The 21,758-nt window shown below is 44.4% G+C and carries 28 protein-coding genes; 13 read left to right on the forward strand and 15 right to left on the reverse strand.

Annotation, left to right across the window (positions count from 1 at the left end; translation table 11 throughout):
• Positions 1-89 precede the first annotated feature (89 nt).
• Positions 90-1,586 (forward strand): HlyD family efflux transporter periplasmic adaptor subunit, encoded by a 1,497-nt coding sequence (locus tag V7K36_RS19685; protein WP_334948061.1) that lies wholly within the window; start codon positions 90-92, stop codon positions 1,584-1,586.
• A gap of 220 nt (positions 1,587-1,806) precedes the next feature.
• On the opposite strand, the gene V7K36_RS19690 is transcribed toward V7K36_RS19685, so the two are convergent.
• On the reverse strand, positions 1,807-2,355 hold the full coding sequence (locus V7K36_RS19690) for a transposase (RefSeq protein ID WP_335118446.1): 549 nt from the start codon (positions 2,353-2,355) through the stop codon (positions 1,807-1,809).
• Positions 2,349-2,660, reverse strand: a complete 312-nt coding sequence (locus V7K36_RS19695; protein WP_335118448.1) for a transposase — start codon at positions 2,658-2,660, stop codon at positions 2,349-2,351. Before V7K36_RS19695 ends, V7K36_RS19690 begins: the two co-directional genes overlap by 7 nt.
• 392 nt (positions 2,661-3,052) lie before the next feature.
• On the opposite strand from V7K36_RS19695, the gene V7K36_RS19700 reads away from it, so the two are divergent.
• From V7K36_RS19700 to V7K36_RS19715, 4 genes are all read left to right on the forward strand, one after another.
• The gene (locus V7K36_RS19700) at positions 3,053-4,999 is read left to right on the forward strand and encodes an amino acid transporter (protein ID WP_335118450.1); all 1,947 of its coding nucleotides are present in this window, start codon (positions 3,053-3,055) and stop codon (positions 4,997-4,999) included.
• A 92-nt stretch (positions 5,000-5,091) separates the two neighbouring features.
• Positions 5,092-5,697: a Uma2 family endonuclease gene (locus V7K36_RS19705; protein WP_335118452.1), complete on the forward strand. Its 606-nt coding sequence runs from the start codon at positions 5,092-5,094 to the stop codon at positions 5,695-5,697.
• Between the two features lie 86 nt (positions 5,698-5,783).
• On the forward strand, positions 5,784-6,068 hold the full coding sequence (locus V7K36_RS19710) for a hypothetical protein (protein ID WP_335118454.1): 285 nt from the start codon (positions 5,784-5,786) through the stop codon (positions 6,066-6,068).
• A 2-nt stretch (positions 6,069-6,070) separates the two neighbouring features.
• Positions 6,071-6,508, forward strand: coding sequence for a PIN domain-containing protein (locus V7K36_RS19715; RefSeq protein ID WP_335118456.1), 438 nt, complete (start codon positions 6,071-6,073; stop codon positions 6,506-6,508).
• Between the two features lie 177 nt (positions 6,509-6,685).
• On the opposite strand, the gene V7K36_RS19720 is transcribed toward V7K36_RS19715, so the two are convergent.
• From V7K36_RS19720 to V7K36_RS19735, 4 genes are all read right to left on the reverse strand, one after another.
• Positions 6,686-6,937, reverse strand: coding sequence for a response regulator (locus V7K36_RS19720; RefSeq protein ID WP_335118459.1), 252 nt, complete (start codon positions 6,935-6,937; stop codon positions 6,686-6,688).
• A gap of 56 nt (positions 6,938-6,993) precedes the next feature.
• Positions 6,994-7,773 carry an SDR family oxidoreductase gene (locus tag V7K36_RS19725; protein ID WP_335118461.1) on the reverse strand — a complete coding sequence of 260 codons (780 nt, stop codon included), beginning with the start codon at positions 7,771-7,773 and terminating at the stop codon, positions 6,994-6,996.
• An 80-nt stretch (positions 7,774-7,853) separates the two neighbouring features.
• Entirely contained in the window at positions 7,854-8,444 is a 591-nt protein-coding gene (locus tag V7K36_RS19730; protein ID WP_335118463.1) for a hypothetical protein, read from the reverse strand.
• Between the two features lie 683 nt (positions 8,445-9,127).
• Positions 9,128-9,337, reverse strand: a complete 210-nt coding sequence (locus V7K36_RS19735; RefSeq protein WP_335118465.1) for a hypothetical protein — start codon at positions 9,335-9,337, stop codon at positions 9,128-9,130.
• A gap of 286 nt (positions 9,338-9,623) precedes the next feature.
• On the opposite strand from V7K36_RS19735, the gene V7K36_RS19740 reads away from it, so the two are divergent.
• From V7K36_RS19740 to V7K36_RS19755, 4 genes are all read left to right on the forward strand, one after another.
• Complete coding sequence (locus tag V7K36_RS19740; RefSeq protein WP_335118467.1) at positions 9,624-10,340, forward strand: IS1 family transposase; 717 nt, start codon at positions 9,624-9,626, stop codon at positions 10,338-10,340.
• Between the two features lie 176 nt (positions 10,341-10,516).
• A complete protein-coding gene (locus tag V7K36_RS19745) occupies positions 10,517-10,921 on the forward strand; it encodes a thiol-disulfide oxidoreductase DCC family protein (protein ID WP_335118469.1) in 405 nt (134 codons plus the stop codon).
• A gap of 199 nt (positions 10,922-11,120) precedes the next feature.
• Positions 11,121-11,636, forward strand: a complete 516-nt coding sequence (locus V7K36_RS19750; RefSeq protein WP_335118502.1) for a J domain-containing protein — start codon at positions 11,121-11,123, stop codon at positions 11,634-11,636.
• 92 nt (positions 11,637-11,728) lie between these two features.
• Positions 11,729-12,001: a DUF3143 domain-containing protein gene (locus V7K36_RS19755; RefSeq protein ID WP_335118471.1), complete on the forward strand. Its 273-nt coding sequence runs from the start codon at positions 11,729-11,731 to the stop codon at positions 11,999-12,001.
• A gap of 121 nt (positions 12,002-12,122) precedes the next feature.
• Here the strand turns inward: V7K36_RS19755 and V7K36_RS19760 are convergent, their stop codons facing one another.
• The 6 genes from V7K36_RS19760 to V7K36_RS19785 all read right to left on the reverse strand — a co-directional run bounded on the left by V7K36_RS19760 (position 12,123) and on the right by V7K36_RS19785 (position 13,684).
• Positions 12,123-12,326, reverse strand: a complete 204-nt coding sequence (locus V7K36_RS19760) for a PIN domain-containing protein (RefSeq protein WP_335118473.1) — start codon at positions 12,324-12,326, stop codon at positions 12,123-12,125.
• Positions 12,327-12,357: 31 nt separating this feature from the next.
• Positions 12,358-12,567 (reverse strand): putative toxin-antitoxin system toxin component, PIN family, encoded by a 210-nt coding sequence (locus V7K36_RS19765; RefSeq protein ID WP_335118475.1) that lies wholly within the window; start codon positions 12,565-12,567, stop codon positions 12,358-12,360.
• The gene (locus V7K36_RS19770; protein WP_335118478.1) at positions 12,564-12,803 is read right to left on the reverse strand and encodes a hypothetical protein; all 240 of its coding nucleotides are present in this window, start codon (positions 12,801-12,803) and stop codon (positions 12,564-12,566) included. The genes V7K36_RS19765 and V7K36_RS19770 overlap by 4 nt, the downstream gene beginning before the upstream one ends.
• Positions 12,804-12,902: 99 nt before the next feature.
• Positions 12,903-13,190: a DUF2442 domain-containing protein gene (locus V7K36_RS19775; RefSeq protein ID WP_335118480.1), complete on the reverse strand. Its 288-nt coding sequence runs from the start codon at positions 13,188-13,190 to the stop codon at positions 12,903-12,905.
• A gap of 19 nt (positions 13,191-13,209) precedes the next feature.
• Positions 13,210-13,458, reverse strand: coding sequence for a type II toxin-antitoxin system toxin DhiT (gene dhiT, locus V7K36_RS19780; protein WP_335118482.1), 249 nt, complete (start codon positions 13,456-13,458; stop codon positions 13,210-13,212).
• A 28-nt stretch (positions 13,459-13,486) separates the two neighbouring features.
• On the reverse strand, positions 13,487-13,684 hold the full coding sequence (locus V7K36_RS19785; RefSeq protein WP_335118485.1) for a hypothetical protein: 198 nt from the start codon (positions 13,682-13,684) through the stop codon (positions 13,487-13,489).
• Here V7K36_RS19785 and V7K36_RS19790 point away from each other — a divergent pair.
• Positions 13,683-13,955, forward strand: a complete 273-nt coding sequence (locus tag V7K36_RS19790; RefSeq protein ID WP_335118487.1) for a ribbon-helix-helix domain-containing protein — start codon at positions 13,683-13,685, stop codon at positions 13,953-13,955. The two genes, V7K36_RS19785 and V7K36_RS19790, sit on opposite strands and share 2 nt — an antisense overlap.
• Positions 13,952-14,170 carry a type II toxin-antitoxin system RelE/ParE family toxin gene (locus tag V7K36_RS19795; RefSeq protein WP_335118489.1) on the forward strand — a complete coding sequence of 73 codons (219 nt, stop codon included), beginning with the start codon at positions 13,952-13,954 and terminating at the stop codon, positions 14,168-14,170. The genes V7K36_RS19790 and V7K36_RS19795 overlap by 4 nt, the downstream gene beginning before the upstream one ends.
• Positions 14,171-14,232: 62 nt before the next feature.
• On the opposite strand, the gene V7K36_RS19800 is transcribed toward V7K36_RS19795, so the two are convergent.
• From V7K36_RS19800 to lysA, 3 genes are all read right to left on the reverse strand, one after another.
• A complete protein-coding gene (locus tag V7K36_RS19800) occupies positions 14,233-14,982 on the reverse strand; it encodes an isoprenyl transferase (protein ID WP_335118491.1) in 750 nt (249 codons plus the stop codon).
• The gene (gene cdaA, locus V7K36_RS19805; protein ID WP_335118493.1) at positions 14,979-15,902 is read right to left on the reverse strand and encodes a diadenylate cyclase CdaA; all 924 of its coding nucleotides are present in this window, start codon (positions 15,900-15,902) and stop codon (positions 14,979-14,981) included. The genes V7K36_RS19800 and cdaA overlap by 4 nt, the downstream gene beginning before the upstream one ends.
• A gap of 195 nt (positions 15,903-16,097) precedes the next feature.
• Positions 16,098-17,495, reverse strand: a complete 1,398-nt coding sequence (lysA, locus tag V7K36_RS19810) for a diaminopimelate decarboxylase (protein WP_335118494.1) — start codon at positions 17,493-17,495, stop codon at positions 16,098-16,100.
• Between the two features lie 605 nt (positions 17,496-18,100).
• Here lysA and rimI point away from each other — a divergent pair.
• A complete protein-coding gene (gene rimI / locus V7K36_RS19815; protein WP_335118496.1) occupies positions 18,101-18,652 on the forward strand; it encodes a ribosomal protein S18-alanine N-acetyltransferase in 552 nt (183 codons plus the stop codon).
• Positions 18,653-19,070: 418 nt separating this feature from the next.
• Positions 19,071-21,539, forward strand: a complete 2,469-nt coding sequence (locus V7K36_RS19820) for an ATP-dependent Clp protease ATP-binding subunit (protein ID WP_335118498.1) — start codon at positions 19,071-19,073, stop codon at positions 21,537-21,539.
• Positions 21,540-21,758: the final 219 nt, after the last annotated feature.

Raw genomic sequence — 21,758 nt, forward strand, 5'->3', positions numbered from 1 at the left:
GCATGGGGCATGGGGCATGAGCAGAAAAACTAATACCCAATGCCCAATGCCCAATGCCCAATGCCCAATGCCCAATAATCTAAAATTCTATGAAATCTTCCCTAGCTGCAAATGCTGCTCAAGCACGTCAGACGAAAGAGCGATTCGCCCAACCAGAGGAACAACTCACCTATGAATTGGGGAAGGCAGTACAGGAATTGCCACCCCTGTACACGAGATTATTAGCGGGAACGATGACTGCCATCGTATTTGGGACGATCGCTTGGGCGTACTTCTCACAAATAGATGAAGTAGCAACAGCACCAGGGGAATTAATTGCTTCCACACAGGTAAGACCCGTGACATCCTTGGGTGGAGGGTCAATTGTCGCCGTCAAAGTGCAAGAAGGCGATCGCGTTACTAAAGGTCAAATTCTGATTCAAAAAGATCCAGACTTGCAAATAACCGATGTTTCCCGCCTAGCTAAATCTACTAGATTAATTCAAGACGATTTACAACGTTTGGATGCAGAACGCACCGGAGGCAAAACTACTGGGACAAAACTGCAAGATGAACTTTTAACCTCCCGTCTACAAGACTACCAAGCGCGTCAAGCTGCGGCGGAAGCAGAAGCAAATCGCCAAATAGCACTCATCAATCAAGCCAAAGTCCGCTTGACTCGATTGCAAGACAATTTAGTTAATGCCAAAAGCAGCGTTGGCAATGCCAAAACCAATCTTGTCAACGCAGATAGCATCCGAATTAAAATTGAAAGTAATTTGACGCTTGCACAACAAAGGGAAAAAAGCCTACACACCCTAATTACTCCTGGCGCTGTACCTCGTGTGGATTACCTGGATGCCCAAGAAAAATTAACTCGTGCAAAGACAGAAATCACTAGATCACAAGATGAAGTGACTAACGCCCAGAATAAAATCACAGAGGCTCAAGATAAAGTCACATCATTAGAAAAAGATATTGCTGCCCAAGTCCAAGAAATTCACCAAGCAGAACAAGCTTACAACGCTGCACGCAGTCAAGCCCAACGTGTAGCATCAGAACGCCAAAGTGAAATTTTGACCCAGTTCAACAAGCGTAAAGAAGAATTAACAACTGTTCAAGGTCAATTAGATCAGGCGAGGAAGCAGCAAGCTTTAGAAACGATTGAAGCTCCCGTTGCTGGTACAATTTACAGAGTCAAAGCCACCAGGGGGCCAGTACAATCGGGTGAAGAATTGGTGTCAATTTTGCCGGAAGGGGAAGAAATGCTCCTAGAGGTAAAAGTTCTTAACCGCGATATTGGGTTTATTCGTCAAGGAATGAAGGCAAAAGTGAAAATGGCGACTTTCCCCTTCCAGGAATTTGGCACTGTGGAGGGCGAAGTTATGCAAGTCAGTCCGAATGCAATTGTTGATAAAGAATTAGGCTTAGTTTTTCCGACAAGAATTAAGTTAAGTAAACACTCAGTGAACGTGCGGGGTCAAGAAGTAGAATTTACACCAGGGATGACTGCTACAGGTGAAATTGTCACTCGTAAAAAGTCAATTTTGACATTCATCACTGAGCCTGTGACACGGCGGTTCAACGAGGCATTTTCGGTTAGATAGGTTTGTAGGCTCTGCTGTTTTTATACCGCTTTAAAGGCGATCGCTACAACCCACACTAAAGAGCGATCGCCCTCTATTATTCCAGGTAATAGAAAGGCGATCGCATCTTCAGAAGACTTGCGTTATGAGACGGGGGTTTGAACCACCGTCGGGCTAGTAGGTAATCATAAAGGCGCTCACCTTCGATATTACCAAACCTATTATAGAACCCATTTGACATCTAAGAAGGTGCTGCAAGCCTCTTAACCATCAGCCGAATAAAACAAAGATTAACCTTGGTAGTCGCATTAGCTAGAGTTCTCTCAAAGTTCTTGACGAGAATTTTGCATCTCTCCATCCAAGCATTTGACCGCTCAATTACCCATCTTGCTGCAACCGGAACAAACCCAGATTTCCCTTGCGCTTTCAATTCTAGTTTTGATGGTTTAGCCGAAAGTTCAAATCTGATTTTCGTCATGATCTGGGGATAAACCTTTTGTAACTCCTCTGTGAGATGTTCAGGGTGATAACCGTGGTCCAGCAGGATGGTGATTTTGGGAATATTGACGGGTTTTGACTTGAAATAATCGATTTTTTCAGTTAACATCTCAATCAAACCCGTATCATCAGATACATTCGCTTTGGTGCAGTGAGTAAAGAAGGGAAATCCCAGGGTATCAACGGCTAAATGCCTTTTAATGCCATTAGTCGATTTGTAGAAACAATATCCTTTCGATGCAGCGCTGGCATTACAAGTGTTTTTTACTGCTTGAGAGTCGATGATCAGCAACGTTGTCCACTTGGCTTTTTTTTAACCTGTTCGCGTACTTGAGCGTGTAAGATGCTCATCAGTTTATCGATCACTCCCTCAGCCCGCCACTGCTTGTAATGCCAATATACCGTCGAGTAAGGGGGCAGGTCCTTGGGTAAGTCTTCCCAATTGCAGCCATTCTTGAGTTGATAGAAGATATCATCCAAAATTTCTCGCTTTGTCCAGTTAGGCGGTCTTGTCTGCTTCTTAATCGGTAATATCTGAGGCAATAAGGGTTCGAGGATTATCCACTCTTCGTCTGTGAGGCTGCTAGAGTATGGCATGACTGCTGGATACGGCTTTTGCGCTAACTTTACTTTAAGACAGTAAAAGATGTCAAATGGGTTCTATAGAAAGAACTTTTCCATTCAGTAAAATATTGGCATGATCATCTTCAATTTTTAATGCTGACAATTCCTCACCACTGATGATGGTGCTAAGGGTGCAAAAGCCTTAATACGAAAATATACGGTTACATTATTGATTACTCTGATACCAAAAGCTACAATTGCTCTTGATACCCCAGACGACTACGAGCAGCGATTATATATTTTGTAAATCAGACAGGATGCTTAACTTACAATAATAGTGCTATATCTTTGTAGTTCAAAATTTTAATAAACTATAAAGGCTTAAAAAAATCACAAAGCCGACTTTTGCAACACAACCGTATTTGATGGCTAAATCAATTGTTTCAACAAAACGGCTCGGCAAACAGTTAATCGACTGGTTGCTTGAAGAAGACCGACGAGAGAAGGAAGGGCCTTACCGCAAGGAAAAACCACATCGCCAGCATTCTTGGTGGCAGGTGATGTGCTTGACTGGTGTAGATTATTTCTCGACCCTTGGCTATCAACCTGGGATTGCAGCACTGGCAGCTGGCGCTCTTTCTCCTATAGCTACCCTGATTCTGGTTTTGCTGACGCTCTTTGGAGCATTGCCAATCTATCGGCGCATTGCTGCCGAAAGCCCTCGTGGGGAAGGGTCAATCTCAATGTTAGAGCGTTTGCTCCCCTGGTGGCAAGGCAAATTACTTGTGCTGTGCCTACTTGGCTTTGTCGCAACCGACTTTATTATTACCATTACCTTATCGGCTGCTGATGCTACAGCCCATATCATCGAAAATCCACTAGCCCCAATTTGGCTTCACAATCAGACGATCGCAATCACTCTCATCTTAGTTGCATTACTAGGCGCAGTTTTCTTGAGAGGTTTCCGAGAAGCGATTGGGATTGCAGTAGTTTTAGTGGCAGTCTATCTGCTGTTAAACTTGATTATCGTTAACGTCGGTCTGTATCAGATCCTAATTCACCCAGAAGCGATCGTTAACTGGCAGACGGCACTTTTTGCACGCCATTCCAACCCTTTGATGCTACTCGGCATAGCTCTTTTGATATTCCCCAAGCTAGCGCTGGGATTGTCAGGTTTTGAGACTGGCGTGACCGTTATGCCCCTCGTCAAAGGTACCAACAGTGACACTTCCCAACATCCCAAAGGGCGGATTCGGAATACACGCAAGCTGCTCACCAGTGCTGCTCTGATTATGAGCTTCTTTTTGCTCACCACCAGCTTTATAACTACTCTACTGATTCCAACCGCAGAATTTGCATCTGGGGGCAAAGCTAACGGACGGGCCCTTGCTTATTTAGCACATCTATATCTAGGCAATGGCTTGGGCACAATTTACGATCTAAGTACTATTTCCATTTTGTGGTTTGCAGGTGCATCTGCAATGGCAGGGCTGCTGAATATTGTGCCCCGCTACTTACCACGCTATGGCATGGCACCAAATTGGGCACGAGCAGCACGACCTTTAGTTTTGGTCTATACAGCGATCGCCTTTGTTGTGACAATTATCTTTCGGGCAAATGTGGAAGCCCAAGGTGGGGCTTACGCAACTGGTGTGCTTGTGTTGATCACCTCAGCGGCCTTTGCCGTAACCTTATCAGCCCACCGTCATCGAGAGAAGCAGGCAAAACTCGTTTTTGGCATAATCACACTGTTGTTTTTATATACCACTATTATCAATATCATCGAAAGACCAGAAGGTATTAGGATCGCGGGGTTCTTCATCGGTGCGATCATTTTTACCTCGCTGGTTTCTCGTGTCTGGCGTTCAACAGAACTGCGAACAGAGCAGATCGAATTTGACGAACTTGCTAGCCAATTCCTTGCCGAAGAGAGCCAGGGAGCAATACGATTGATTGCAAATCGGTTGAATAAGGGCGATGTTCTAGAGTATTTTATGAAAGAGAAAGAAGTCCGCGAGGATAACCATATTCCACCCAACGATCCAATTCTTTTTCTAGAGATTCATGTATCAGATGCTTCGGAGTTTGCGGATGTGATCAAAGTAAAAGGGGTGCAAGTTGGTGATTACCGCATCCTCCGGGCTGAGAGTGCAGCAGTTCCTAATGCGATCGCGGCTTTATTGCTGTATATTCGTGACCAAACAGGTAAGATTCCCCATGCCTACTTCGGCTGGGTTGAAGGCAACCCCATACAATACTTACTGCGTTTTATCTTGTTTGGAGAGGGTGATATTGCTGTAGTTACCCGTGAAGTACTCCGTCGGGCTGAAAAGAATTCCCACAGGCGTCCTGGCGTTCATGTCGGGGGGTAAATCAAAAGGGTGTAGGGTGTCGCGTAAGTATTTCAAAATTCAAAATTAAAGAAATATAATCTAAACAAGTCTGCCTTCAGGAGATTGACTCAATGACATATATCTCCCCAAAAACCCTTACCTTTGAAGATTTTCTCTCTCAATATCGAGATAATCCCCGCTATGAACTGGCAGATGGAGAACTAATTGACATGGAACTCACTGGCCCGCACGAAACAGTGAGTGGCAAACTTGCAACCCAAATTGGGATCTACCTTGTTGCAGAACAACTCCCCTGGTTTATTCCTCGCACTTGTTTAATTTACCCATTTGCAGATGCAGCTACAGCTCGTCGTCCTGATGTCGTAGTTCTGGATGAAACCGTTCTCCACCGTGAACCACTTTGGGAGCGAGAAGCCGTAATTACGCTGGGACGTTCGATTCAACTGGTGGTTGAAGTCGTTAGTAGCAACTGGGAAACTGACTATGCTCGCAAGGTTGAGGAATATGCGCTCTTAGGCATTCCTGAATATTGGATTGTAGATTATCGAGGATTAGGCGGTATGGCATTCATTGGTAAACCCAAACAACCTACCTTTACTATCTGTCAACTGGTTGAAGATACCTATACTCAACAAAAATATCGGCTAAACCAATTAATTAACTCACCGCTTTTGCCTCGTCTCCAACTTCGCCTAGATGATATCCTGCCTCGTTAAGTGTAGGTTCCAGAATCTCTTGGACATACTCAAAGCGATGTGACGAAGAATATGGGAGTGGTACAATCAGCGCTTTCAAAAACCTTATGATTCAGAAGTGCGTAGAAGCTTTGCTTCTTGTCGTCAGACATCGCCTTGACGAGATTATGAATATGATGTTAAATGCGCTAGAGTTTCAAGCAAAGATTCAAAATGGTTTAATTCAGATTCCCGATGAGTATAAACAAGAACTCAGGGAAGGAGATGATATTAAAGTAATTGTTTTGGTGAATAAAAAATCATTTCCAAAAAAAGACATAATTGATGAATTGACTGATAATCCTGTTCAAGTGAATGGTGTACTCGCCCGTGAGGAAATTTATAGTCATTAGTTATGACTGCTGTTCTATATTTTATTGATACGAATGTTTGGCTCTATCGTCTATTTGATCACAAAAAGATAGAAGTTGCAGAAAGAGACAGAAAGCGTAATATTGCTATTTCAACTACGTCGGATGAAGGAATAATTATCAGTACGCAGGTTGTGAATGAGGTTTCTGCTAATTTACTGAAAAAAGCAGTCTTTAACGAAGAGCAAATCAAAGCTGTGATTCAGTCTCTTTATCGTCGCTGTACTATGGTAGAGTTTAACTTAAATATTTTTGAATCTGCATCGGATATCCGCAGTCGATATAATTTTTCTTTTTGGGATGGTTTAATTGTTGCTTGTGCGCTCTCCGCAAGAGCAAGTATTCTTTATTCTGAAGATATGCCGAATGGGTTAATAGTAGCTGGTCAATTAGAAATTGTGAATCCATTTAAATCAAGGTAGAGAGGTTACTTGAGTTGCGATCGCCTTTATAAAAGTATGATTTTTGGAGTGCGACGCCGAATAGCCCGTCCTAGATATCACCTGCTTTAACCCCATTACCATATTACTAAAAGTGCGTGCTAGTTTTAAACCCTTGACTCCTGTTTTAAATAATGCTTATTTATACGTATAGTTTCGTCAATAGGGAAAATTGCCATCAAAGGTGATCAACACAATAATCCGCGCGTATTTAAACTTAGCACAGATGGCAGCGATCGCATCAGCACCTTCCATCTGCAAATCCATCAGTGCTATGTCGGGCTGATGTTGGCGGAAAAATTCTAGCGCTTCTCGCTCGTTGCAAGTATAGCCGACTACGGTCATATCTGGCTCACATTCGAGAAACATTGTAAAAGCTTGTCCTAAAATCGGATGAGCGTCAGCAATCAAGATGCGAATAACATTGGATTGGCTTATACGAAATAGTCCAAGTATATTAAGATGGGTTACTTTTCTGTTCGCCGATTAACTAGAGTAGCGCTAGCTTGGTCAACAGGCATCAGCACAACTTCATTAATATTGACATGGGGCGATCGCGTCACGCAGAAAAATATCACATCAGCCACATCATCTGCTCTCAGGGGTGTAATTCCCTGGTAGACTTTGTTGGCGCGTTCAGTATCTCCGTGAAAGCGCACCTCGCTAAATTCCGTTTCTACCATACCAGGGTCAACAGAAGTTACACGTACCCGCGTTCCCAATAGGTCTTGTTTTAAACCTTCAGAAATTACTCTCACAGCAGCTTTGGTAGCACAGTAGACATTGCCACCGGGATAGGTTTGATGTCCAGCAATGGAACCTAAATTTATCACATGACCGCGATCGCGACTCACCATTCCAGGAATAACATAGCGGGAAAGATAAAGTAAACCCTTAATGTTAGTATCAATCATGTCTTCCCAGTCTTGAAAGTTGCCTTCGTGCAACTTGTCTAAACCACGACTTAGACCAGCATTATTAATCAGAATGTCGATGTCAGACCAGGCGCGGGGTAGAGTAGAAATGGCTTCTTCAACAGCGTTGCGATCGCGCACATCTAGCTGTAACAAATGAATTTCAGTACTAAAATCTTTATTGAGAGTATCTCCTAGCTGCTGCAAACGTTCTAACCGTCGTGCTGCTAAGATCAGTTTTGCACCTGCTCCAGCGAAGATTCTTGCACAAGCAGTACCAATACCACTACTTGCACCAGTGATCAAAATAATTTGATTTTGTAGGGAAGTCATTGTTAGTAAAAAATCAAGGGCGTTGCTGAATTACGAATGGTATTGACACTTCAAAGGCTGATTCTTCCGCCGAAAAATCATTACTTCTCAGGAAAGCCTAAAAATTTCCATTTCACCCAACCCGCATTCTCCCGTTGGTCAGTTACAGGATAGACCAATTTATCTGGAGGATCCCCCACCACGTCATCCATGTAGTAACTATCAAAGGTGTTTCTCCCCGAGATGGACGATACTCGTCGCACATAAGGTCGGTATGGCTTGATGCTTGTTCGGGGTACACCGCCACCCATGGCATCGAATTCTCGGCGATCTGTACGGATTTTTTCGCTCAGTTGTGTTTCGGTTTCTTTGACTACACACTCCTTGGGAAATATCGTTCCCCAGTTATTCAGGTAGGTTCTGGCAAGTTTGTAAATTAGTTTCGGAACCGGCGCGACACTCTCGCTGACATTGTTAGGGTCGTATTGGGCATCAGCAGTGGTACTTCCCGCGACAGTACTATGCCTTCCCCGGCACGCATAGAGTTCGTATCTCTGGGGTTGTGGTACGTTACTAGGGGCTAGCGGATCGGCTAGTTGGCAGTTGTCAGCGAGAGATTTCCACGAACTCCCCAGTTCTCCCTTTTGAAGTTGCCCGGTCATCTGACCATTGGGCCGTGGAACTAATGCCATAAAAGGTTTGTCCGTAAGCCAGCCACAATGATCCCACGCGTAGACTCCGACATAATTGGCGACGTTGGGAGGCAGTTGGGTTAGTATTCCATACCATTCTCCTGTGCCAGGAACGGGGTCAATCGCAAATATGTTGATGGGGATGTCTCGGGGGCCGTAAGCATAGAGAAACCAGGCTGCCATGATACATTCAACTGCGCCGCGGCTGTGCCCGATAAAATTATACTGCTGAGCCTCACTGGCGACCGCGAAGTTTGCACCATGCAACGCAAGGGCAGCAGCCGCCCACCCAGTCGCCTCGGCCCATCCGGGGGACCGCTGGTCACCGCCTGAGTATCCTTTGACGTAGCTTCGCAGGTCATCTGGAGCCTTGAGCGGGCCATCAAAGCGGAGAGGCTCGCTATTATCCCTTGGTTGGTGCCAGTCGTTTTCACCTACACCTCTTACGGTGACGCTTGGGTCTGTTGCGCTAAGGGTGCCGGAAATCTCCATGTGAATCCGCACCGGGATGTAACCCGTATCGCTACAGTATATTCTCTTGTCACTCCCAGGGTTCCCAGGGCGCGTCTCTTCTCCCTCGTCTCGCGTGCAGTCAGTTCCGCTAAAGCAAACTGTGTAGGTTTTTAAAGACATGATGACTATAGACTCCGTTTCTGAATTGAAAGTAGTTATCGAATCAAAAATCAGGGATAAGGTAGAAGCGTTTCTCTAACGGGAGCAACGCGATTTTGTGAGGTGCTAAAACCTGGGACGTATACAGCTTGTTTCAGGATGCGATCGCAACTAAAAAACCAAGTTTTTTTGAGAATATAGGGGTGTAATTCAGAACTAAAGCCCGATCTGACTTTTTCGCGTTGCTCCCTCTCTAACTTACAAAATGCTCGACTAGTCATCCAAGCTGAATTCCATTAGGTTGGTACGTCGCCGAATGGACACAAACTTTCGTCTTTATAAGAAGGGCGATCGCTTTAAATGCAATATCGTAAACTGCTCTGTAGTCATCATCTTTTATTCCCTCACGTTAATTTGGTACTGACCACGACCTGACTTCACCTAGCGTCACTGGAATTTTATCGGCAACATTAATAGTATTAATAATATCCTCACTCGCGTTACAGGAAATCATTCATCTAAAATTTTCGGCGTTGCAGAATAGAAATATGAATTAGGGCGATCGCTATGCAATGTCCAAAATGTGCATCAACTCACACCCGTAAGAATGGTCGGCAACGTAGTAAACAAAACTACATATGTGTTCAATGTGGCCGTCAGTTTATTGATGCCTATGAACCGAAAGGATATTCCGAAGATTTTAAATGTGAGTGTCTAGAAATGTATGTAAATGGTTTGGGTTTTCGTGCGATAGAAAGAGTCAAAAAAGTGCATCATACCACAGTAATCAATTGGGTAAGAGAGGTTGGTAGTGCAATAACCTATACATCCAGTAGGAGCGAAATCCCCGAAGTTACAGAAGTTGATGAGCTAGAAACTTTTATTGGAAAAAAAAACAAAGTTTGGCTGTGGACGGACGTAAACCATAGTGTTCCAGGAATTATAGCTTGGGTTATGGGGGATAGAAGTGCAAAAACTTTTAAATATTTGTGGTTGATAATAAGATGTTGGCATTCTTATTTCTACATAACAGACGGGTATCCTGTTTACCCAATTTTTATTAGTAATGAAGATCACATTGTTAGCAAGACATATATGACAAGAGTTGAAGGAGAAAACTGTCGTTTAAGACATTATCTCGCTCGACTCCATCGCAAGACTTTTTGTGATTCTAAATCCGTAAAAATATTGAGGTATTCAATTCAGTTGGTAATACATTATCTTGGGTATGGCTCAGTAGCGCTGCGGGCGTATAGCGCCCGCAAGGTTGAGGCGATCGCATAATTCATATTTTAATTCAGCAACGCCAAATCAAGAGTCTAGTGTTAATTTAATAGAACTTACGCAAAATTCTCTCAAAAACCTGATTTGTCATAGCGGTAATTCATGAATTACCGCTACTTCAGAACTTTTTTGCGTAAGTCCTGTTTAATTATCATTGCAAAAGAGCCGTTATTTCTATGAATTACTACATAATCTACGATGGGAATTGTAATCTCTGCGTTACCCTAGTGCAATTGCTAGAAACCTTAGACAAGGGAAAGTTATTTCGCTACGCTCCCATGCAAGATGAGCAGACACTTTTGCAGTGGGGAATTACAGCCCAAGACTGTGAACAGGGGGTTATTTTAATTGATGGCAATGAACCTCAGAGACGTTGGCAAGGTAGTAACGCAGCAGAAGAGATGGGGCGGTTATTGCCAGTAGGAAATATATTTGTAGACACTTATCGAGCCTTACCGGGGATGAAATGGGTAGGCGATCGCTTTTACGAACAAATCCGCGATCATCGCTATGCACTCTTCGGTAAGCGTTCTAATACTTATGAATCGTCATACTGTACGGATGGTAGCTGCAATCCATAAAATAGCTTTAAAATCTAGAGGCTGGAAATGCTCCTGATTGCGGCTCTAGTGCGAATTTGGGAGGTTGATATTTTATTTTTGAATTTTGAATTGTTAACTGCTGTGTCTTCTTCTGTGTTCTCTAATTCATAAAGGATTTAAAATATAAAAAATCTCTTTGACCAAAGTGACTCAAACAGCCGTGAATCACAACGGGGCAATACCACAAAGCAGTAAACCAACTTATTACTCCCTGCTAGGACTGCATCCCTCGGCATCGGTAATCGACATTCGCCGCGCTTATCGGCAACTGAGCAAACGCTATCATCCTGATACTACAGATTTGCCGACTGCGATCGCCACTCCCAAATTTCAGGAAATCAACGAAGCCTACGCCACCCTTAGCCATCCAGAACATCGGTTAAGGTACGATTTAAAAATTGGCTATTCCCGCTTTGGAGTGATTCAACCACCTGCTGATTTGAATCATCCCGTCTCGCGTTCTCATGACTGGTCAAAATCAGCTTACCTCGATCCGAGCGATCGCCCCCTCTCATCTGGCGAAATCTTTGCTTTATTTATGCTGGTGTTAACATTTGTAGGTTGTCTATTATTAGCAGTTGCCATCGGCTTAACCCGTGGCGATGCTGCTTTCCAAACCCATTTGCTACAGCCAACTCCATCTGTACAACAGCATCTTATCCATGTGTTGCAACTAATGATAATTAAAAATTAAAAAATTCCCTAATCCAAAATCATTCGACTGAGCGAACGCGAAGAGCGTCTCGTAGAGAAGCCGAAGTCCAAAATCCAAAATCTAAAATTCCTATGCCTCTTCTTCCCTCTGATACTCCCCTATATAATCATCCTCTACCACAAATTGAACAGTGGCTAAAAGACCAAGGTTGTCAACAAGACGAAACACAGAGGCATTGCTGGCATATACAGCAGCCCAGTTGGCAAGCCGAACTATGGCTTGATGTTGAGCAAATCGTAGTGCGATATGTCCAATCTGGGGAAAATGGACAAGATATCCAACGCTCATTCAAATATTCCCTTAGTCGGGATGATATAGAACAAGCTGTGTTTTCTGGGCCATAAGGAAGTGCTGAGTACAGTTCACCGTAAAAAGGGTACGGAAATCAAGCCGCAATAACTTTCAGATTCTTCCCTTCTCTCACTAAGGACTTGGACACTGAGGAACCCAACACGGGGCTTTGGTTTACCAATCTCTTTCATCCAGATATTTCAAGAAAGAATGAACACCCAGCAATCGGATGCCATAAGTTGCCATTACCGCCCTCAATTCATCATCAGCACGTAAATCATCATCCGCAGACACAATAATCTCCGCTTTGCCATCAATAGCCGTAGCAAGCACAACTAAATCTTTTGGATCTCGACAATTAGGAGGAAGTGTTTGCAACTCAATCCATATTGCTCGGTACTTACTGCAACTACTGTTCAAGGTGAATAGCAATACTTGGGTCAATCCGTTCTCTTAACCGGGGGCGATTCCAAACTAGATGGAGTTCTTCCATTAGGGGTTGACTCATCACCAACTGGAATTTGTTCTGATTAAATGCTTCCAAGATGGGCAATGTAACTCGCCCTTTCAGCAAAATGCGAATCCAAATGTTAGTATCGATGACTACTCGGAACGTCATGCTTGGTAAGATTGCTCGCGCACAGCCTTAATTTCAGCCATGATATTATCGTCTGTAATGTCATCAACGAGGGGTTGAGCAAAAAGTTCTTGAATTAAAGCGGTCAAATCTGAATGTAAATCCACTAGAACCAAGGCTCTGGCAACCTGTGCCCGTTCGTCTGGTTGCAACTGTTGTACAGCCGTAATGAGTTGTTCTAGGGTGATAGGAATCGATACCATATCAATAGCCATCATTCAGTTTATTAAATTGTAGTGCGATCGCCGATCTTGTAGCTTCGCTAAGGCATCCTACGAGAGTGCCAAAGAAAAAAGTCAGAGGTGAGAGCGATAGCACTATGACTGCTGAATGCGATCGCCAGCCTTGTCTTCACTCTCCATCAAGGACACACCATTCTTCCAAAGCTCATACTCGCTAAGATCAATCTCCTGATTCCATACAATCCCATAGCCCCCTTGCTCGACCTGAAAGTTCTTAAAAAAAGCAGGTTGTCGAAGTGGAAAAAACATTGGAGTATCTAAGAGATGACGAACATCGTATTGTTTCACCTCTTGATTGGTAAATTCAATGACTAGAGTAGTATCATTGATTGCTTTGGCTTGATGAATTCGGGGATACAACATAACTGCTCCTAACCTAAATTTACTCCAAAGGAGGTAGCTTACGAAACTCTTGGGTATTCCACATTTGCAACAGTTCTTGCTGATATAAAGTTGCCCACTCTAGAACTAGCTTTTGTGCTCGATTTGGCAAATCTCCTTCTATGATTTCAAGTGATTCAATGCTGAATAACGCATTGTACTCGCCATAAATTGCATGAAAATGAGGTGGAGGGTGATCACCAAAGAATACTTTAATCACAATTCCATAGAACCGTGTAACCTCTGGCATAACCACATCTAACAAATACTTAACCCGTTTATTTTACCAAAATGCGATCGCTCATCGTTTGAGTTGAGGTGCGTAGTTTACCGCCGTAGGCATCGCTGCCATTGTCGAGAGAAGCGATCGCTTCCAACATGATCGCCAATCTTCTAAAGTAGGTATAGCTAACAAAAGCACCCACCAAAAGCGATCGCTTACAATTAAAGTTACTCCTACTCCGACAAAAATCCATGCAAATCGTTCTGCCACCTGAAGTAGAAGCCCTAGTTAAACGCCAACTCAGTAGCGGTAAGTATCAGAACGCGATCGCAGTTATTCTTGCAGGCATAAAACTCCTAGAACAGCAAGAAGATATCTATCAAGGACGATTGCAATACCTACAACAAGAAGCGCGTATTGGGTGGGAAGCGTCCGGGCGGGGCGAAGTTGTTGATGGCTCGACTGCAATGGCTCAAATTCGCGCCAATGTGCGATGGCGCTACGGTGTTTCAGACGAAGCATGACCCCACAATATCGCCTTACCAAACCCGCAATTCAAGATATCGAGCAGATAGCGGATTACATTGCTAGACAATCTGACTTGGCTCAGTCTGAGGGTTTTTTGAGTAAGGTGGACGCGAAATTTGCCCAAATTGCTCAGTTCCCTCATCTCGGACGAGGACGTGATGAAATTTTACCTGGTATCGGTAGCCTCTCAATAGACAATTACCTTAAATAGTAATTCATTTCAACACCGAATCAGAGATTACGGTGTGAGCCTTCTTGCTGTTTAAGGTAAATTTACACTTTCCCAAACCGCCGCTCCCGTTGCTGGTAGGCACACAAGGCGTGATGAAACTCAGCCCGGTCAAAATCGGGCCAGAGAGTATCGGTGATATAAATTTCCCCATAGGCCATTTGCCAAAGAAGGAAATTTGAGAGGCGCATTTCTCCACTGGTGCGAATTAACAAATCTGGGTCAGTAATTCCTGCTGTGTACAAGTGGCTCTCAAACACCTGTTCATCAATTTCATCGGGTTGTAGCAAACCTTGCTGAACTTGCTTGGCGATCGCCTGACAAGCTTGTAAAATCTCCTGGCGTCCGCCATAATTAGTTGCTACCGAAAACCGGATACCGCGATTATCCTTGGTTTCTGCCATTGAACGGGATATTTCTTGTTGGAGCGATCGTGGCAAGTCTTGCAAATTTCCCACAAACTTAATTTGCACATTCTCTTCGACCATTTCCCGCAGTTCTTGGCGCAAAACTCTTTGAAACAGAGTCATCAAAAAATCCACCTCTTCCTGTGGTCTTTTCCAGTTCTCTGTCGAGAAAGCATAAGCTGTCAGCGCTTGAATTCCCCAATCTTGACAACAGCGAAGTAAATCCTTGAGAGCATCTACTCCTCGCTTATGACCCATAATCCGGGGTAGACCCTGACGTTTAGCCCATCGACCATTACCATCCATAATCACCGCAACGTGCTGGGGCAATAGTTCTCGTTTTAAGTCAGTAGGCAAATCTTGCAGTTTAGTTTGTTGTCCTGTCATTTTTTATCTCGAGAAGCGGTCGATGGTAATCCGAGTAAACGTGAAACCAGTGCTAGTGTCTTCCCACCTATCTGATGAACAAAACTCAACAGACCAGGAGCAACAGCTTCCCTATCCACGGTTGGGGACAAAAGAGCCTCTAATGACTCTTTCAGCTTCTTAATCGTCAGTGGTCTATTGAGGGTTCCCCGTTCCGCTAAAGAAATGGAACCCGTTTCTTCAGATACAACGACACAAATGCAATTTTCGACCCGCTCAGTAATTCCCATTGCCGCCCGGTGGCGTGTTCCCAACTGGCGCGAAGCTGTGCGTCCCGAAAGTGGTAAAATTATACCCGATGACACGATGCGTGAGCCACGAATCAATGTCGCTCCATCGTGTAACAAAGTTTTCGGCTGAAAAATTGTTTGGATCAGTTCCTTAGAAACCTCCGCATTTAGCTTTACTCCTGGCACAGAAAAATCTCGCTCATCAATTGGCCCTGTGGTTTCCAAAATTAGTAAAGCTCCAATGCGGTTTTTTGACAATTCTTTAACAGCCTCGACAATTTCATCAATTACACTATCAGATTTGGGAATTGCCAGACGGTCGGGTTGAAACAACTGGCGGAATTCGCCCCGCCCCAATTGCTCCAAAAACCGCCGAAACTCTGACTGTAGCGCAACTGCCATCGCCACAGCACAACCAATCACCAACTTTTCTAGTACAAAACTTAGCAGAAGTAGTCCTAATCTGGCACTTAGTGCTGAGGCTAGCATTAAAATAATAAACCCCCGCACCATCCACAGTGTCCGGCGCTCACTAATAATAACTAGTATCATGTACGTCAGCGCCAGCACTAAGACAATATCCAGAGTCCCAAGTAGCAAGGACTGTGACCATCCTAGGTTTGCCAGCCATTGCTTCCACCAATCTCTCATGACATCTGGATTACACTTTTGCCTCTAATTACATTTAGTCATTAGTCATTAGTCATTAGTTCCTGGCTAATGACTAATGACCCTCCGGGTTCGCCAGTCACCTGCAAAGGAGCCAGCGCGGTCTTGGGGGTTTTCCCCATGAGCGACTGGCGTTGGAAACCCTCCCGCAGTGCTGGACTCACCAAGGACAAATGACTAAATCTTTAGTCTTTCTGGTAGGCGATCTTGTCGAATTAAGTCTTGATAAGTTTCACGTTGCAAAATTAAATTTGCTTCGCCATTCGCCACTACAACTGCTGCCGGTCGGGGCAAGCGGTTGTAGTTAGATGCCATACTGTAATTGTACGCACCAGTTCCCATAACTACCAGAATATCTCCTGGTTCAGTCTTTGGGAGTAGGGCATTTTTAATCAGAATATCTCCTGATTCACAATGTTTACCAGCAATTGTGACTGTTTCGGTTAAGGGAGAAGACATTTTATTGGCAATCACTGCCCGATAAACTGATTGGTAAGTAATCGGGCGGGGATTGTCAGACATTCCTCCATCGATCGCTACGTAGGTACGAATTTCTGGGATATGTTTGGATGAACCGACGGTGTAGGCAGTGACGCAAGCTGTGGCAATTAGCGATCGCCCTGGTTCACTAAGTAATTTCGGCAAAGGCAGATTTTCCGCTACACAAGTTTCTTGGATGACTTCACAAATCCCCTTCACCCACTCTTCAATGCTAGGGGGATCGTCTGATTCTATATACTTAATCCCTAAACCGCCACCAACATTTAATTCTGTAATATTTAAACCATACTTTGCAGCATCCCGCAACCACTGCACCATGACAGCCGCCAAATCTTGATGCGGTTGGCGCTCAAAAATTTGGGAACCTATATGAGCGTGTACTCCTACGCAATTAAGGGCCGGTTGTTGACTGACAAAGGTAAAAACTTCATCTAGATCGTTGGGATCAAAGCCAAATTTGCTATCTAAGTGTCCCGTGCGAATATATTCGTGGGTGTGACACTCGATACCGGGAGTTAGCCGTAGCATGATGCGGATTGGAAGAGAGGGTTGGGCTATTTCCACAAGGGTACGCAACTCATACCAGTTATCCGCCACAATGGTGACACCAGACTCGATCGCTAAAATTAGTTCTTGATGAGATTTATTATTTCCGTGGAGGTAGATTTTATTGGGACTAACACCCGCTTGCAAGGCAGTGTAGAGTTCGCCCCCAGAAACTACATCGATTCCTAAACCAAGAGATGCAGCGATCGCACAAACTGCTAAACAATTCCAAGCTTTTGAGGCGTACAATACTTGAGATTCGCCCTTGTAGTATTGCTTAAAAGCATCTCGGTATTGCTGACAAGCCGAACGCAGGGTTTCTTCATCTAAAATATATAAAGGTGAACCAAACTGCTCAACTAGGGTTTTCACATCACACCCACCAATTTCCAGGAGGTCATGATGATGAACTCTGGCAGTCAAAGGTAAAAGTTCTTGATTAGGCGATGGATTTGCGCTGGTGTCGTGTCTTTGAGGTAAATATTGACTTCCAGAATGTTGAACCCCAGTGGGGTGAGTCGATACCATAACTATAAAAGTTTTCCTTGTTCAAATTACGGGCTTTGAGTTCGTCTCCCCATTCCCAGTTTACAAAGGGAAAGGAACTATAACTTAATTCCTACCCATATCTAACCATTGCTAGTCATTTTTGGGTAGGTCTGATATAAGTTGGTCAACAAATTCCCTCAGCCGTTGTTGCCAGTTGGGGATGACTTTAAGTTTTTCTCTCACTGGATGGTACATCGGGCGAAAATTGAAAAAGAGGCAAGGGAGCTCTTAGCAGCGGGGATAGAACAGAATTGGGATTCGACCCCACAGCCACGAGAACCACTTATAAGAAGTGGGGGACTCAGACCCATGTTCCGATGCAGCTTCACAGCTAAAAGCATGGGGTCATTTCCCCAAGCTTTTAGCCCCCATCCAAGAGCCTCTTCGTTGACACTCTCCGGTCTAAAGACACGCTCGCTTTACGCTTACCGGGAAACTTGTAATCCCCGACTTGATCAAGGGAATAGAGGCACTGTCGTTTGTGCCTGTAGTGGTTCACCCATTACGAATGTAGCTTGTCTAACTCCGTCTAGCAATGACTAGATATGAGTAGGTTTCTGAACTTGTAATCTTATTCAATAAATGTGATCTCATTAGACTTAGAAATTCAATTACTGACTCCAGAGCATCTGAATGCATTGTTGGAACTCGATCAAGCCTGTTTTGGCGGTCTATGGACAATGGAGGGTTATCAACGAGAGTTGGACAGTCCCAACAGCGATCTGCTGGGTTTATTTTCCCCTGTCTCTAATTCGAGACTGCTGGGAATGGGTTGCTTTTGGTCAATTTTAGACGAAGCCCACATTACAATTTTGGCAGTTCATCCCCAATATCACCGTCAAGGAATGGGTGCGGCTTTATTATATTCACTAATTAAGACAGCTTGCGATCGCAAAATGGAGCGAGCTACCCTCGAAGTGCGAGCTTCCAATTTGGGGGCTATATCTTTATATCAAAAATTTGGCTTTCAAACAGCTGGGCGGCGTCGGCGTTACTACCAAGATAATGATGAGGATGCGCTGATTCTTTGGCTCCCAAATTTACAATACCCCAAATTTCAAGTAACTTTAAACCAGTGGCATTCCATGATCAGCGATCGCCTAGACAAATCCTCTTGGCACTTGCTTTCTAAGTAGTTCGGGATTATTAATTTTGAATTATCCGGGCTGGGGATCGGCTTCAGCAAAAAAATGCCACTTTGCTGCGTCTATTTATATTTAAATAAGTTATGTAAACATAAATTTCTATAATAAAAATATATTAATCGATTTTTTGCTTGATATTCAAAAAAAGATATGTTATAAATAAGTGTTTGGGATTAAGTAAAAAACTCTCAACTTCAGTAGTCAGCTATTTGTAATAAATCCCAAAAAGGCTGGTGAACTAAAGCTCCTCAGTACACTAGCCAGATAGAAGTAGTCAATAGTTAAAAATTAGCCGATCAACCCAAGTCATAGCTTCAGGATGTCTATAATCTGTTATACAGGCATCCAAAAGCTTTGCCTGTGCTAAAATCAGCATACCGGCACGACCGCAGGTGATGGGAAAAATGCCATGTTTGAACGCTTCACAGAAAAAGCCATTAAGGTAATCATGCTGGCCCAAGAAGAGGCCCGCCGTTTAGGTCACAACTTTGTCGGAACCGAGCAGATCCTCTTGGGTTTGATTGGCGAAGGCACTGGAGTGGCCGCCAAGGTGCTGAAATCAATGGGCGTCAATCTCAAAGATGCCCGAATTGAAGTTGAAAAAATTATCGGACGGGGATCAGGCTTTGTTGCCGTGGAAATTCCGTTTACGCCACGGGCAAAGCGAGTTCTAGAACTCTCCTTGGAAGAAGCACGCCAACTGGGGCATAACTACATTGGTACCGAGCATCTACTGTTGGGCTTAATCCGCGAAGGGGAAGGCGTCGCAGCCAGGGTGCTAGAAAACCTCGGTGTGGATCTATCTAAGGTAAGAACACAAGTCATCCGCATGTTGGGAGAAACTGCCGAAGTTTCACCAGGCGGTTCATCCGGGCGCACAAAAACCCCGACTCTGGATGAATTTGGCTCAAACCTGACCCAGATGGCAATGGACAATAAGCTCGATCCGGTGGTGGGACGCGCCAAGGAAATTGAGCGAGTGATCCAGATTTTGGGTCGCCGGACTAAAAATAACCCAGTGCTGATTGGGGAACCAGGGGTTGGTAAAACTGCGATCGCTGAAGGTTTAGCTTCACGCATTGCCGCTAAAGATATCCCTGACATCCTAGAAGATAAACGCGTTGTAACCCTAGATATTGGTTTGCTCGTAGCAGGCACCAAGTACCGGGGTGAATTTGAAGAACGCTTGAAAAAAATCATGGATGAAATCCGCTCTGCGGGTAACGTTATTCTCGTGATTGATGAGGTACACACCTTAATTGGTGCGGGTGCGGCAGAAGGTGCGATTGACGCAGCGAATATCCTCAAGCCAGCTTTGGCCAGGGGTGAGTTGCAGTGCATTGGTGCTACAACCCTAGATGAATACCGGAAGCACATCGAGCGAGATGCAGCACTGGAGCGGCGTTTCCAACCAGTAATGGTTGGCGAACCTACAGTTGATGAAACAATTGAAATTTTATATGGTCTGCGCGAACGCTACGAGCAACACCATAAACTGAAAATCTCCGACGAAGCATTGGTAGCGGCGGCGAAGTTATCAGATCGTTACATTAGCGATCGCTTCCTCCCAGATAAAGCCATCGACTTGGTTGATGAAGCAGGTTCTAGGGTGCGCTTGATTAACTCCCAGCTGCCACCCGCAGCCAAAGAGTTAGACAAAGAGCTGCGTCAGATATTAAAAGAAAAAGATGATGCGGTGCGCTCTCAAGACTTTGACAAAGCTGGAGAATTGCGCGATCGCGAGATGGAAATTAAAGCCGAAATTCGGGCAATCGCTCAAAGCAAGACCAATGCAACTGGCACAGAAGGTGATGAACCTGTAGTTACAGAAGAAGACATTGCTCACATTGTCGCTTCCTGGACTGGGGTACCGGTGAACAAACTCACCGAATCGGAATCTGAAAAGCTGCTGCACATGGAAGACACCTTGCATCAGCGCTTAATCGGTCAAGATGAAGCTGTGAGAGCAGTTTCACGGGCAATTCGTCGCGCTCGTGTTGGTTTAAAAAATCCCAATCGACCCATAGCTAGCTTTGTCTTCTCTGGGCCGACTGGTGTAGGTAAAACCGAGTTGGCGAAGTCCTTGGCTGCATACTTCTTCGGTTCGGAAGAAGCGATGATCCGCTTAGATATGTCCGAATACATGGAGCGTCACACTGTCAGCAAGCTGATTGGTTCGCCTCCAGGTTATGTTGGCTATAACGAAGGTGGTCAGCTGACAGAAGCCGTGCGGCGGCGTCCTTACACCGTGGTGTTGTTCGACGAAATCGAAAAAGCACACCCTGATGTATTCAATATGCTGCTGCAAATTTTGGAAGACGGTCGGTTAACCGATGCCAAAGGTCGCACAGTGGACTTCAAAAACACCTTGCTGATTTTAACTTCCAACATTGGTTCTAAGGTAATTGAAAAAGGCGGTAGTGGTATCGGCTTTGAGTTCTCCGAAGATGCCAGCGAGTCAACTTACAACCGGATTCGCTCATTGGTGAACGAAGAATTGAAGCAGTACTTCCGTCCAGAGTTCCTCAACCGACTCGATGAAATTATCGTCTTCCGTCAGTTGAGCAAGCCGGAGGTAACACAAATTGCCGAAATTATGCTGAAGGAAGTATTTGGTCGTCTGACGGAAAAGGGTATCACCTTAGAAGTCACCGATCGCTTCAAGGATCGGTTGATCACTGAAGGTTACAGTCCCAGCTACGGCGCAAGGCCGTTACGTCGAGCGATTATGCGCCTGTTAGAAGATAGCCTAGCAGAAGAAATTCTGTCTGGGCGCATTAAAGATGGCGATACTGCCCTTGTTGATGTGGATGAGAATGGCGTTGTGCAAGTTAGTTCTGAACAGCGTCGAGAATTGTTACCCCAAGGTGTTGAGTAAAATTTAGGATTTGGGATTAATTAAGTCTCAGATTTAAAATTTAAAAAGCGGTAGAGTATTAATTGCTCTACCGTTTTTTGTGTGAAAATAAGTTAAGTCGGCGAGAAAAATTCAATGTATCCCACTTCTGTCACTTTCCGGGAGGGCGATCGCTAGAAGCCTCATGAGGCAATCAATACAAGCTATACTATTAGAAAAAAATTGGTCTTGTATTTGTTA

Origin of the sequence: Nostoc sp. (genome assembly GCF_036919555.1) — a bacterium.
Taxonomy (GTDB): domain Bacteria; phylum Cyanobacteriota; class Cyanobacteriia; order Cyanobacteriales; family Nostocaceae; genus Nostoc.

Excerpts from the sequence above, each read along its gene's own strand:
- V7K36_RS19755 (WP_335118471.1), top strand. The coding sequence starts at position 11,729 with ATGCCTCTTCTTCCCTCTGATACTCCCCTATATAATCATCCTCTACCA.
- V7K36_RS19705 (WP_335118452.1), top strand. The coding sequence starts at position 5,092 with ATGACATATATCTCCCCAAAAACCCTTACCTTTGAAGATTTTCTCTCT.
- V7K36_RS19820 (WP_335118498.1), top strand. The coding sequence starts at position 19,071 with ATGTTTGAACGCTTCACAGAAAAAGCCATTAAGGTAATCATGCTGGCC.
- V7K36_RS19730 (WP_335118463.1), bottom strand. The coding sequence starts at position 8,444 with ATGGCATTAGTTCCACGGCCCAATGGTCAGATGACCGGGCAACTTCAA.
- V7K36_RS19685 (WP_334948061.1), top strand. The coding sequence starts at position 90 with ATGAAATCTTCCCTAGCTGCAAATGCTGCTCAAGCACGTCAGACGAAA.
- V7K36_RS19710 (WP_335118454.1), top strand. The coding sequence starts at position 5,784 with ATGATTCAGAAGTGCGTAGAAGCTTTGCTTCTTGTCGTCAGACATCGC.
- lysA (WP_335118494.1), bottom strand. The coding sequence starts at position 17,495 with ATGGTATCGACTCACCCCACTGGGGTTCAACATTCTGGAAGTCAATAT.
- V7K36_RS19740 (WP_335118467.1), top strand. The coding sequence starts at position 9,624 with ATGCAATGTCCAAAATGTGCATCAACTCACACCCGTAAGAATGGTCGG.
- cdaA (WP_335118493.1), bottom strand. The coding sequence starts at position 15,902 with ATGAGAGATTGGTGGAAGCAATGGCTGGCAAACCTAGGATGGTCACAG.
- V7K36_RS19770 (WP_335118478.1), bottom strand. The coding sequence starts at position 12,803 with ATGATGGCTATTGATATGGTATCGATTCCTATCACCCTAGAACAACTC.
- V7K36_RS19775 (WP_335118480.1), bottom strand. The coding sequence starts at position 13,190 with ATGTTGTATCCCCGAATTCATCAAGCCAAAGCAATCAATGATACTACT.
- V7K36_RS19795 (WP_335118489.1), top strand. The coding sequence starts at position 13,952 with ATGACCCCACAATATCGCCTTACCAAACCCGCAATTCAAGATATCGAG.
- V7K36_RS19790 (WP_335118487.1), top strand. The coding sequence starts at position 13,683 with ATGCAAATCGTTCTGCCACCTGAAGTAGAAGCCCTAGTTAAACGCCAA.
- V7K36_RS19745 (WP_335118469.1), top strand. The coding sequence starts at position 10,517 with ATGAATTACTACATAATCTACGATGGGAATTGTAATCTCTGCGTTACC.
- dhiT (WP_335118482.1), bottom strand. The coding sequence starts at position 13,458 with ATGCCAGAGGTTACACGGTTCTATGGAATTGTGATTAAAGTATTCTTT.
- V7K36_RS19695 (WP_335118448.1), bottom strand. The coding sequence starts at position 2,660 with ATGCCATACTCTAGCAGCCTCACAGACGAAGAGTGGATAATCCTCGAA.
- V7K36_RS19715 (WP_335118456.1), top strand. The coding sequence starts at position 6,071 with ATGACTGCTGTTCTATATTTTATTGATACGAATGTTTGGCTCTATCGT.
- V7K36_RS19700 (WP_335118450.1), top strand. The coding sequence starts at position 3,053 with ATGGCTAAATCAATTGTTTCAACAAAACGGCTCGGCAAACAGTTAATC.
- V7K36_RS19735 (WP_335118465.1), bottom strand. The coding sequence starts at position 9,337 with ATGACTAGTCGAGCATTTTGTAAGTTAGAGAGGGAGCAACGCGAAAAA.
- V7K36_RS19765 (WP_335118475.1), bottom strand. The coding sequence starts at position 12,567 with ATGACGTTCCGAGTAGTCATCGATACTAACATTTGGATTCGCATTTTG.
- V7K36_RS19725 (WP_335118461.1), bottom strand. The coding sequence starts at position 7,773 with ATGACTTCCCTACAAAATCAAATTATTTTGATCACTGGTGCAAGTAGT.
- V7K36_RS19785 (WP_335118485.1), bottom strand. The coding sequence starts at position 13,684 with ATGGATTTTTGTCGGAGTAGGAGTAACTTTAATTGTAAGCGATCGCTT.
- V7K36_RS19800 (WP_335118491.1), bottom strand. The coding sequence starts at position 14,982 with ATGACAGGACAACAAACTAAACTGCAAGATTTGCCTACTGACTTAAAA.